Origin of the sequence: Metabacillus sp. KUDC1714, assembly GCF_014217835.1 — a bacterium.
GTDB classification, from domain to species: domain Bacteria; phylum Bacillota; class Bacilli; order Bacillales; family Bacillaceae; genus Metabacillus; species Metabacillus rhizosphaerae.
The window spans coordinates 4,438,451-4,450,585 of the sequence record NZ_CP055263.1 but is presented as its reverse complement, the minus strand read 5'-3'; the positions used below and the strand labels follow the sequence as shown (position 1 = coordinate 4,450,585).

At 31.7% G+C, this 12,135-nt stretch carries 11 protein-coding genes, 1 pseudogene and 1 riboswitch; of the genes and pseudogenes, 2 read left to right on the top strand and 10 right to left on the bottom strand.

Features of this window, described 5'->3' with window-relative positions; translation table 11 throughout:
• Positions 1-144: 144 nt before the first annotated feature.
• Positions 145-852: a cytochrome c biogenesis protein CcdA gene (locus tag HUW50_RS20470; RefSeq protein ID WP_066337489.1), complete on the bottom strand. Its 708-nt coding sequence runs from the start codon at positions 850-852 to the stop codon at positions 145-147.
• A 241-nt stretch (positions 853-1,093) separates the two neighbouring features.
• On the opposite strand from HUW50_RS20470, the gene HUW50_RS20465 reads away from it, so the two are divergent.
• Positions 1,094-1,273, top strand: a complete 180-nt coding sequence (locus tag HUW50_RS20465) for an aspartyl-phosphate phosphatase Spo0E family protein (protein WP_066337491.1) — start codon at positions 1,094-1,096, stop codon at positions 1,271-1,273.
• 203 nt (positions 1,274-1,476) lie between these two features.
• Here HUW50_RS20465 and HUW50_RS20460 read toward each other — a convergent pair.
• The 4 genes and pseudogenes from HUW50_RS20460 to HUW50_RS20445 form a co-directional block, all read right to left on the bottom strand.
• A pseudogene (locus HUW50_RS20460) lies at positions 1,477-1,614 on the bottom strand (YneF family protein); the annotation flags it as partial.
• A 173-nt stretch (positions 1,615-1,787) separates the two neighbouring features.
• Positions 1,788-2,117 (bottom strand): helix-turn-helix domain-containing protein, encoded by a 330-nt coding sequence (locus HUW50_RS20455; RefSeq protein ID WP_185653177.1) that lies wholly within the window; start codon positions 2,115-2,117, stop codon positions 1,788-1,790.
• Between the two features lie 140 nt (positions 2,118-2,257).
• Positions 2,258-3,499 (bottom strand): HNH endonuclease, encoded by a 1,242-nt coding sequence (locus HUW50_RS20450; protein ID WP_260445554.1) that lies wholly within the window; start codon positions 3,497-3,499, stop codon positions 2,258-2,260.
• Between the two features lie 484 nt (positions 3,500-3,983).
• Positions 3,984-4,796 carry a thermonuclease family protein gene (locus HUW50_RS20445; RefSeq protein ID WP_260445553.1) on the bottom strand — a complete coding sequence of 271 codons (813 nt, stop codon included), beginning with the start codon at positions 4,794-4,796 and terminating at the stop codon, positions 3,984-3,986.
• A 203-nt stretch (positions 4,797-4,999) separates the two neighbouring features.
• Positions 5,000-5,082: riboswitch (cyclic di-GMP riboswitch) on the top strand.
• Between the two features lie 72 nt (positions 5,083-5,154).
• On the opposite strand from HUW50_RS20445, the gene HUW50_RS20440 reads away from it, so the two are divergent.
• Positions 5,155-6,033 (top strand): HNH endonuclease, encoded by an 879-nt coding sequence (locus tag HUW50_RS20440; RefSeq protein ID WP_185653176.1) that lies wholly within the window; start codon positions 5,155-5,157, stop codon positions 6,031-6,033.
• A gap of 102 nt (positions 6,034-6,135) precedes the next feature.
• Here HUW50_RS20440 and HUW50_RS20435 read toward each other — a convergent pair whose 3' ends face one another.
• The 5 genes from HUW50_RS20435 to HUW50_RS20415 form a co-directional block, all read right to left on the bottom strand.
• Positions 6,136-6,990: a nuclease-related domain-containing protein gene (locus HUW50_RS20435; RefSeq protein ID WP_185653175.1), complete on the bottom strand. Its 855-nt coding sequence runs from the start codon at positions 6,988-6,990 to the stop codon at positions 6,136-6,138.
• Between the two features lie 207 nt (positions 6,991-7,197).
• The gene (locus tag HUW50_RS20430) at positions 7,198-8,388 is read right to left on the bottom strand and encodes a hypothetical protein (protein WP_185653174.1); all 1,191 of its coding nucleotides are present in this window, start codon (positions 8,386-8,388) and stop codon (positions 7,198-7,200) included.
• A gap of 329 nt (positions 8,389-8,717) precedes the next feature.
• Positions 8,718-9,977 carry an excalibur calcium-binding domain-containing protein gene (locus tag HUW50_RS27165; protein WP_260445552.1) on the bottom strand — a complete coding sequence of 420 codons (1,260 nt, stop codon included), beginning with the start codon at positions 9,975-9,977 and terminating at the stop codon, positions 8,718-8,720.
• 107 nt (positions 9,978-10,084) lie between these two features.
• Positions 10,085-10,750, bottom strand: coding sequence for a PH domain-containing protein (locus HUW50_RS20420; RefSeq protein WP_185653173.1), 666 nt, complete (start codon positions 10,748-10,750; stop codon positions 10,085-10,087).
• A gap of 14 nt (positions 10,751-10,764) precedes the next feature.
• On the bottom strand, positions 10,765-11,991 hold the full coding sequence (locus HUW50_RS20415) for a YHYH domain-containing protein (protein WP_185653172.1): 1,227 nt from the start codon (positions 11,989-11,991) through the stop codon (positions 10,765-10,767).
• Positions 11,992-12,135 lie beyond the last annotated feature (144 nt).

Here is a 12,135-nt window from a genome sequence, read left to right as displayed (position 1 = left end):
ATTGCAATTTGACATTTTGCTAACCTCTTTTGAAATTTGTTTTCTTTTAAAGCAACATCATTCATACACTCATTATATCAAAAAATTTAAAATGATATAGTAAATTCGACTCAAAAAAATGCTTTTTCAACAAATTACCAAGGACTAAAATCCTGTAAAGCCTCCAAATAATTGAGTTAATAAAATGATAATCGATGTCATTAGATCAAAGAATAGTAATATACCCATTACTATCATCAAATAACCACCTATTTTCATTATTTTCAAATTATACTTTTTAACCCATCCAAGCTTTCCGATGAAGAATGATAAAACTAAGAACGGTACCGCAAACCCTCCTATATAGGCTATCATATAGATCATTGCCGAGCTAGGATTTGTTGCAGCTAACCAAATAACTGCAGATAGAATAGGCCCTGTACATGGAGTCCAGCCTGCTGCAAAAGCCATTCCGATTAGGGATGAGCCTAAGTACCCTGCAGGACGATTTTTAAATGCAAACCTTCGCTCTTTCATTAGAAATTCAGGAGTAAAAACACCAACAATAACTAACCCAAATACGATTATTAATATGGCACCTATTTGACGAATTAGATCTTGATAATTATGAAAGATCTCTCCTACTAAAGATGTACCAAACCCTAAGGCTATAAAAATAGAAGAAAAACCGATTAAAAAGAATATCGTATGTAATAAACTTCTCTTTTGTAATAATGCATTTTCCGTTTTTAGCTCCCCAACAGAAACGCCTGTTATATAAGATAAAAACGCTGGATAAAGTGGTAAACAGCAAGGAGAAATAAATGATAAAAATCCTGCTCCGAATGCTAAAAAAATGTTTATATCTGCCATTTTACTCTCCTCCTACACGAGAATGTCTTCTCTATTCTAGCAAATTTAACCTTTCTTTATAGGTAGGATCGTGACATTTTTATGTCAATTCAATAACAATTTACAATTTCTTCTTTTCGTTCTCCAATTATACCCTTATAATAGATTCAATGTAGTTTTTTGCATCTCCACCTGAAACCATTCAAAAAAAGAGTATAATTCTTAAATAATAAAAAAACATGATTAGAAAGGACAAGTTCTCGTGTCTAAACATGAAATGCTTAAACTAATTGAAAAGAAACGAGCCGAGCTTATTGACATTGTCCTAAAAAACGGGATAAATTCAACAATATCAATACAATATAGCCAAGAGTTAGATATTTTATTAAATCAGTATATTAAAGATGACCTTACAAAAAAAAATCGTGTCTATTATTCCTGAGGTCCGCTACTCGTATTTTATATCCAAAAAGCAATTAATCAACAATAACAACTAAATCAAATCCAAATAAAAAGCACGCTTTTTCGCGTGCTATTGTTTTTGAATGAATGATTACCGATTTTTATCGACTAAAAGTTTATCTATCAAAACATTTATATAAAAATGTCAGCATAATATAAAATAAAAGCCCGAATATCGGGATTTTATTTCATTTGGCCATTCATCGCTTTCAACATTTGATTGATTTTCTTTTGGGAAGGTTTCATACCCATTTGCATCATCATCATTTTTAACATTTGTTCATTGATTGGTGGATTTTTCTTTAGGTAAGTCATCATGTATCCTTATCCACTAAATCATTGAAATTTAATAACTAATCCGAATCCATTTATTCTATTAAGAAAAATATACCATATTCCACTTAGTATTGTCTATTATAAATAGTGATTTATAGATAATATGGTTAATCTACCATTGATTTAAACATACTACAATTGTATTCAAATCTACTCTTTTAAGCCCTCCTGTTCCGCATCGAAACATCAATTTCTTTCTCAACACACTTTATTACATCTCTTGGTGTCAAATTATTCTTCTTCAATTTTTTAATTAACACAATCCATTTAGGTTCAATGTGATATGTCATTTCATCTAACCCCAATAAATACATGGGTGACACTTGATAAAAATGTGATAACACAAGTAGATGGTTACAATTAAAGTTTTTACTTTCCCCTCTTTCCAACTTATCTAAAGTAGAAATACTAATTGCACCTCCGACTTCATTTAACGATAAGCCTTTACTCACTCTTAATTCTCTCAACCTTTTACCGACAATCATCATTTCACCCTCATTTCTATAATATTTGAAACAAAAAACTCTTATGTAAATAATCCTAAGACTATTTAACCATAAGAGTTTTGATGAACCATTAACCATTTGTAAATTATTTGTATAAATTCCAGTTAGTGTTAATAATCAGTTTACAGATTTAATATTCCTTTCAATTCATCTATTGTCAACACTTGGTCTTTTTTTCTATGAATCATTCGATGACAATTAGAGCAAACTGGAACTAGATCAGTTACTGGATTTACCTCAACTTCTCCTTTAATTGTACTTAATGGTTTAACATGATGTACTTCAATGAAATCTTTTCCCCGCTCACCATAGGTTTCTTCAAAATTAAAATCACAAACCACACAACTAAACCCATGTAATTCAATGGCTTTCCTTCTATTTTCTATACTTCGTTCATAGCGTTTGCCAAAGTATTCCTTTACTGCACCCTCTTTATCGTATTGATCTTCCTCTGCAAGTTCTGAATCAATATCTTCTTTAATCTGTTCATTAAAACTAGCTATTGTACTTTCAATTCCTTGAAACCTTTTCAATGATTCTAAAACTAAGCTAAATTCACTGGATTGCATTTCCAATACATTAATAGCAGCTTCTAAACTATAGTCTTGAAATAAACCTTTGTGCTCATTTTTCAAACCAATGTGATGTAAAATCCCCATAGTTTGGTAACCTCTGCTCTCATCTGAGTCAAGACCAATTATGTTTGCATCTATCCATCTATGGCTTCTTGATTTAAATAAATATTCATAAATTACACTATCTCTAATTTGTTCTTTGTATGAATTAAACTCACTTGAACGATTAACTGGCTCAAGTACAGGTAAAGTTTCCATTTGCCCATCTGTTTTTTTAGCAATTAATTCTTCGCTGAATGAATTCCTCGAAAGATACTTAGTAACATTTCCCATAAAAATCTCTACATTGGAAACAATTTCATTAGATAAAGTATCTATAGAATAGTCTCCAAACTCATGAAATCTAACAAACTGATAAAATCCCATACGTCTATGACTACCTATCTTTATCCACTTCATTAGACCATCTGCACAAACTTTAGCATCATCTTTTTTTCTAAAAACTTGTGCATCAAAAAGTCGAGTAATAAATTCTTCATTCTCTTTCATATCCAGTTCAAGACCTGCTCTTCGTTCTGAATTTTTCTCATCTATATCTAACACATAACAAATTCTTACTCCATCTGGAACTTTAGTAGAAAAGTCAATTAGATATCCATCTTGTTTATTTACTGGTATTCTTACCCTGTATTTATTTTCTTTAGGACGTCGCTCAAATATAGCTTGAGAATTCTTTAACCTTAGAGCCACTACTCTCAATATTTCAAATTTATATTCATCGTTCAACATAAGTCCCCCATTACGAAAATTTCAAAACATTTTTAAAGAGCTCTCACTAAGAGAACTCTTTTTTTTGTTTTCTACCTACAATTAGGTGTACCAATTCTATTAGAACAAAGATCATAGTAATAAACCAAGCACCAATGAATAATATTCCAAGTAAAATATTGACCCACAGTCTCTTTGATCTTAGCTTATGAACAATTAAAGGTCTAACACCTAGCTTGGCTTTAATCATAGGTAACATATAAAATAAGACAACTACAACTAATATGAAAATTGCAAGACCACCACTTATCTCTGTTACTTCTTCCGTTCCCTCAATCTCTTCACTTGATAGCTGTTCATCATTATCAGATTTACCAGCTTTTACTTCTTCTACAGAATTCTCTTTATCTGTCTCATTGTTATCTTGACTATTATCTGTTTTTTTCGCTACAACATTCTTATCTTCTGTTACTTGATTTTCTTGTTCATTTACAGTTTCTTTTTGTTATTGTTCTTCCTTTTGTACTGGCTCAACTTCTTCTTTAGGTTTATTTTGAGAATACATCCCAACATAATTACTAGTTGCGTAGTCCATTGCTGAGATTATTCTATCCTCGTATTTATAATCACCATAGTCGTAGAAATCTTCTACTAATCCCGCTTTAGTTATTGCTTCTTGATGTAACTGATCATTTACAAATACCCAAGCAAGCAATCTATCATACTTGTCAAAAATCTCTCCACCATCTGTTTCAAGTGTTATCTTACCCTGCTTTAAAAAGTTACATGTAAAATCTGATGCTTCTATCCCAAAAGGTTCTTGTTCAATGGTGCTCTCTGGTGTATCGATATAGAGAAATCGGGTTTTATAGATTTGACCGTTCACATTAAAATTTGCTGTATCTCCATCTGTACATTTATCTAGCGTAGCTGGATATTTTTTTCCCATCGCCAATGGAGTTGCAGTTTTTGAAGTAGTAGTGGCATTGGGTTTAGGTTGGTCATCTCTTACTTCTTGTGTCGACTGTTTTGAAGTACCTTCACTAGAAATTGTATATCCTTCAAGGTCAAGTTTCGATTCATTTAAACCAGATGTACATGTTGAATTTGTGTTATTTTGTTTAATCAATTGAATAAGCTCTTGTTTATTCTTTGCTGACTCCGCTAAAGGAGTTGGGCTATGTAACAGGTACATACAGTCTGCTCTTCTAAAGTGACCACCAAGCTCATCTCTACCGCCATTATGTGCTTCAGCTGGAGTTATTAATGTAAAAAGAAATGTAAAAATAAAAAGATATAAAATATAATGCCATCTCAATGGAAAAACCTCCTATTTTATGTAAAACCCTCTACAAATATATTACCATACAGAAGAAAAAGCACTAGGACGAAAGATTTAATAGATGGTAATTCTAACAATTTTTATAGAGTAATCTTTTAGTATATAAAACTTTTATATAAACTATATTGAACAACTAGAATTTTATAGTATTATAATCATAGGTAATAAATACTAAAAAGTTGAAATATTGGCAAACCATTTGAAAAATTGGGAAGCAAAACTTAAGGGCTAATCTGTTAAGGTATACCAGCCAGTTGCATCTTTTATAGATTTCAACGCCCTTTTAGGGCGTTTTTTCTATTTTGATAATAATATTGTAAAGGGGAATATTAACATGGCTTTTTTTCGGGCGATAGGTAAGGGAATTGGTACTATAGGTGGAGGTATTATAGGTGGTGGTGTAAAAGTAGTTGGAAAAACTGTAGGCTCTAAATGGGTTGAAGAAGTTGGAGATGGTATTAAACAAGCATCAACTATTGCTCTTGATAATGCAGGGCAATTTGTAGACGGAGCAGTTAAAGGTACATACGGTTTAATAAAACAAGATGATTTAGCTAAACAAGAAGGTTTTGGTGACCTTAAGGACTCTACTGGAAGAACTCTAAAAGGACTGGGTAACACTATCGAATACACAGTAAAGAGTGCTGGGACAACTTATCAAGGATTAAAATCTGGTGACAGCGAACAAGCTTTACAAGGTGTTAAGAATATAGGAAAAGTTGCCGTTGTATCAACGTTAGCAATTGGTGTAGTTGATTTTGTAGATGGTGCAGATGTTGTTGATGCTGAAGAATTGGATACAAGAAATGATCATTTGTCGGGAGATGTACATCCAGAGACAGGAGTACCATTTGAAACAAAGACTGTTGAGTTGCCTAATGGAGAAATTAAAACTAGTGCTTTCCCAGTTTTTGAAACTGCCTATGAAATTACTTTACCCGAAAACATGTATCTACAAAGTGATTCAGTACATTTTTCATATGCAAATAATGAATTATATGAAGAAATACAAACAAATCCTAGTCTTGCTAATGAATTGGACCTAGACAAAACTGATATTGAGCAATTATCTCAAGGTAACACTCCAGAAGGCTATACATGGCATCATAATGAATCCCCTGGAATCCTACAACTTGTAAATGAAGAAACTCATCATAATACTGGACATACAGGTGGTAGAGAGCTTTGGGCAGGCGGAGTTGAATATCGTTAAAATCCAACTGTATTAAGTTTCCATTTCTTTTTTATCAAGATTGTAATAATTTTTACTAAGCACTTTCTAATATATTAGTAAGTGCTTAGTAGTTCTCCCCCTTTATCCCTTATTAACAACTATTTTTTGATGTTCGAAACAGTATATTTCACCTTTGAACCTCTTATTGTTAGACAGACAATATTCCTTAACTTTTAAAGGAACAACTGTACCACATACTTTGCATTTGTCTAAAGATGTCTTCTTTTGAACACCATTAGAAGTCTCTTTAGTAGCATTTGATTTAAGCAGTCGCACATGACGTTCTCTAACCTCAGAATCGCGTATATTAGCTCGTTCTACCTTCTGGTACATTTGTACTATATCATTTTCAGAATACACTGGTGACCCATTCTGAAGCTTCAGCACATTCAACTTCCTATTTATGAACTCAAACAATTCAATATCATAAACAATTAAGTTCTTTGATTGGATTTTCCTTAACTCTAAATCAACTTTAAATGTACACCGTTTAGTGAAGGATACCATTGATACAATGTTTGTATTTTCTATTGGGACGATAGCTTTTAATGCTGAGATATGACCATAGTTCTGATGGAACGGATTAAGCATATTAAATTTCCCATTCACAGACCATGTCTTTCTATCTTTACCTCCATATATTGTTCCTTGATAATTCTTTGTCTCAATAACAAAAACTGCATATGGCGTTAAAACAACATGGTCTATTTGACTATAGCCCGACTTTGATTTTGAATTTGGTACTAGTATATCGGAAAGATATCTACAATCTTTTGGTATTTGATCTAGTTGTATATTAATCTTATACTCTCCAATGTCTCCGATTCTTGTTGGTTTTACCTTATTTATATTTTGTACTTGATTTGATTGTGGTGTAGTTTTTTTGGTATCAAATGTCTTCTTTACTTTGTTCTTTTTAAAAAATTTGGTGAACATACTTATACTCCTAACAATATTTGACCTATTGCCTTTTATATCGGTATATTCATAATAAATTTAAGAAAGATAATCCCAACTTTTTAATGATTTGACTTTCAACACTCTTTAATCGCTCAAAAAAGGACTTGTTGTTGCAGTCCTTTTAAGCTTAAATCAACCGTTAGTTAAAAACTTTATATTCTGACTATATTTACACTGTATTAATTAAGAAATTACTGCAATAATCATATTTAATACATTTTGGAACTCATCATCAACTATTGCTTTTTGTTCCTGAATAATTATTTTTTCATTTTTAACAAGCTCACTGATTACATTATCAAGTTCTTGAATACCCATTCGATACTCTATTAACCTTTCTCTCCTTAACAGATACTCCTGTTCATTCCAATATTCAAAATCAATTGGATACCTTTGAATACCTATTTTATGCTCACTCATATTTTCCTCTGGTGCTACGTAAGCAAGTATCCCAAGTTCTTCTTTGTGTTTTTTTAACAATTTCATTCTTTCAATTCTTTTGGTTATGTCAGTGTTAGATTTTAAGGTATTATTTAGTTTCTTAAGAAAGTCGAATCTACCATCTATATATGCGTTATAAATTAATTCTAAACTTGAATCATCATTACCTGAAGGTAGCGTCATTCTTTCAAGTTTCCTTCTTCTTTTCTTACTCCTCAACTTATCACTAATACTAGAGAATAATGTTATTACTGATATTATACTTATAAGTAAAAATAACAATACAATAAAATATATAAGTGCTCTAATTATATGCATGTGTAACTTCCCATAAAATAAGTCGCTCCAAAAAGACGTCTTTTCCTTTTCATCAATGGAGTCTGTTATAACAATCTTATCAATGCCTGCAATTTTACCAACTGGAACTATATGCGGAGGGGAATTTTTATCATGCAGAACTAGAATTTCGAATGTAACATACTTTTCTTTCTCTAATATTATTTTTTTTAATTTAATGAAATCAGTATAAACTTGAACTGGTTTAATATTTTTTTCAAGATAAGCTGAATTTGTTTTAGTGGGTCTAATCTCAATAATCTTACCACTACTTATTTTGAATCCCCAATCTTCGTTTACATCATAGAAGTTTTGCAGAATATCGACTTGTCCTGTATTGACAACTTTGAATTTAATAACCTTTAGGTTAAGATTATCTTTTTGTATATCTTCTCCCTCGAAATAGATGTCTAGTTCCTTTAATGGCTTCCGTACATCTAATATATCTGATTCACTCACTATCTGAAAGCTAACCTCGGCTTTTTTTTCGTAATAGACTGCATAATAAATCCCTACAATTAAACCAATAATCCCTAATAGTCCCCCAATTATCCCCCAAGGTAATTTTTTCTCTATATGATTTATAACTGTCTTCAAGATTCGTATCCCTTTCATATTAAATTTACAAATAGTAACAAAACTCTTATAATCTAACATACTAGCTTGAAATGTTTAACAGTGTTTATTTCTATATAACAATATATATAAAATGAGTGAATATATATTGTTAATTGGTTCTTGATGAATAGCCAAAATTCCCCACCCCTTAGTGTGTGTTTATTAATAAAGTTAAATAGTAACAAAAAATTCCAAATGATATCTAGATAAAATTCAAATTTTATTTGCTTTTAAATGATACACAAATTGCAGAAACCAATAACCTATACAGCTACAATGCAAGAACACTACTTTTTCTTTGTTAATGCTTAATTTGATTCACAAGCTAATCCATCACTGTCCCTATCCAAGTCATGAGGATCACTAGGTCCTTCCGCATCAAAAAAAGCTTGTGCTTCAGCCTGTGATGCAAAATCTGTACAATCTACATCTCCGACAAAGCCTTTAATAAAATCATCACTGTTATATGTGTCTTCCTCTGCTGGTATGTACTCATCTATCTCTGGACTTATTATTGATTCATCAAGTGCGTTTATATATACCCCAAATGCCTTGTCCCAATCATAACCATTTGGAATAATAGTCACAGTGATAATGTCTGATGCAAGAATCTCCCCTGTAGTTGCATCTACTGAATATGGATCATTTTGAGCAGAGTATAAAATTCTTGTATTCACATCTGATGTATTAGACTCTTCTCTTACAATACTAATCTTTTGACCAACCTTTCCAAATACTGTTTCTTGATGTGAGTAATTAGCTTCTATCTCTTCGTTTTCATTTATTTTGTAACTTATAACAATATCATTAATATCTTTTACTTCTTTGAAAGTCGTAGTAGAAGTTAGCTCTGGAATTGATGTGGGATCGACTTTTCCTAATTCTTGGTTTTCCCATACATATACGTCAGCAACTCGGTCTGACTCATAAAAAACTAAATACTTGTTTTCAAATAATTCATATTTACCTTGAAAATATACTGGTAAGTCACTATTCTTAAATGAATCTAGCCATGCTGTTACGATTTTGTTCTCCTTACTACCAAGTAGTAAATAGGAAAAATAAGCTCCGCTTCCCTCTTGAGCTCCAATTATCACTTGTTCACGAGAATCCTGTGTAAATTTTATAGGTTCACTAATAGTTACTTGTACTCTATTCTCTAAAGATTCCTTATATATAGAGTTCCATTTTTTTTCGTCTTCATTATATTGATACACTCGTATTAAATTGATTGTAGAATCGACCTCGGAAGCTGTAATAGGACGATACAAAGCTATGACTTCTGGTAATCTATCACCTGTAAAATAAATTGCTTTATGTTCAATTGAGTTGAAATCTGTAGGTGCTTCACTTTCAATTACAGATTTAACGTTCCCTAAAGCTGTTTCAACACTTATCTCTTGTTCTATGTAATCAATTTGCTCTTCTTCATTTAACTCTTTTTTATCTACTGTACCGTTCAATTCTGTGTTGCTTTGTTCACTAGTGGATGTTCCACATGCGATTAACAATAGAGGTAATAAACTTATAAGTACAAAAATCAATAAATTCTTATATTTCCAATTCAACTACATATTCCTCCTTTCTAGTTTGAAAATGCATTAAAGATTAAAGATTTAATAACTTATCAATACAAAAAGAGATACTTCTAACCGAAGTATCCTATAGTTTTATCTTACTTTTTACTGGATAAATTTAAGATTAAATCTCCTACCCGCTTCATTTGATCTACATCAAATATCTCATCAAACTCTAATTTTCTCTTTCCATATTGAATGCGAAGACCTCTTTCAAGTAGTCCATCTTTGAACCAATTAATATTGATGATTGTTTGGTAGCGAAATTTTTCCATTTGATTTAAATCCCTTGTTAAGAACAATACTCTCTTGTTGGTAACAATCAAATAGCCTTTAATTTCTTTCTTGCTTGATTTGTCATATTCACAAAAAAGAAAAGTAAGTCCCTTCTCATTTGACTCAAACACTCTTTCATACAATGCGTTAAAGAATTGTTTGTTTTTCTTTACTTCATTAAACTCATATTGAGTGTAATTCATGTTATCTACATCTACTACCTTTGATAACAAGGAAAGAACTTCTTGTTTTTCTTTAGCTTCCTTCTCTTGTCTAATTCTTTCATTCTCTGCTCTGTTCTCAGATTGTTGCTTTTTTAGCTCTTCCATTTTCTCTGCATTTTCTTTTTTCTTACGTGCTTTTTCTTCTTCTTTTTGCTTCCTATAATTTTCTACCTTTTGTGTTACCTGCTCAGGCTCTTGCTTTTTTGTAATTAATTTTATGAAAGCATCTTCTACCTTATAACAAATTGATCTATAGACTCCCATTCTTCTAAACCTCCTTACCCAACCATTTTTTTAGCTACATAAAAACGACGAGCTAGCCATCCAAGAATAATAACACCTAATCCACCAGCAGTTGTTGCAGTATCTTCTTTTTTCTCTGTTTCATAGTCTTCATATCCCTGATCGTAATAATGTTTATATATAACCTCTGACTTTGTATATGTTTTTGGAACACTATATTTTTCGCCACTTAACCCTTGATTGTATGCAGCTTCTTGAATACTTTTAATCTCTTTGTTGGATTCAAAACCTTCTTTATACCATTCAATATATTTTTCATTCTCATAGTCTGGAGCTTTATACTCAAGCATTGTTAATGCTCCATCATATCCTTCTTTTATATATTTTTCCTTTAATTCTGCTTGCCCCTTTTTATAACCAACTGTGTATGCATCAATATAAATTTCCTTTACATCTTTTGGTTCATCATGCTTATCTTCAAGACCATTCTTGTATCCTTTATCTTCAAACTCTTTCTTTTTGGCTTCATCTCTAGTTGCAACGCCTTTGTTGAATCCTTCTTCAAAAGCTGTTCTTAGTTGTTCCTTTTTCTGATAGACTTCTGGAACTACAAGCTTATCTTGCTTACTTCCTAATGCTAGTCCAGCTTCATTAGCCTTCTTCTTTTCCGATTCAAACTTCTGTAAACCTTCTTCGTATCCTTTTTGATAACTATCTTTATAGCTCTCTACATAAGCTTCTGAGCCAGTAATGTTTAAATTTTCTCCTTTTCCATTTGAACCATCATTTAATCCAACTGTATAGCCCTCACTTTCACCTTTTGCACTATCTTTTTCAGCAGTTACTTTAGCTAATTGTGCTTCACTACCATTAATCTTTGAAGTGTCATATCCACTTGGAGCTTCACAAGGTATTCCATCATCAACAGCATTTCCCCAACCATCTAATTTCTCAGGATCGTTAGTCTTGCTATACCCCTTTGAGTTCCAATACTCGACTACTTCTTCATATGAACTAAAATCAGAGCAATCTTTATCCCAAGATTGAGTGGTTGCAGATGTACCTGAGGAAGAACTGCTACTTGATGATGATGAGTCACTCCCACCATTATGTTTATGATAGCCAGTACATAGCCCTTTTGCTTTTGATTTATCGCTACAGTTATGTCCTCCAGAACTGTCAGTTCGCCCAGAATGAGCTTCTGCAATGTTTTGAAATGAAAATAGTGACAATAAGACCAATAAAATTGTAAATCTTTTCATTTGTATCCCCCCTATATATATTTCTATATATTACATAGACTATTTTACTATTATTCTTAAGACTTTCGTAGGCATTTTTTGAAATTTTCTCCATATAGGTATAAATAAGGTTAAAATGGAAGGGAATAAACGATATCCCTAGAT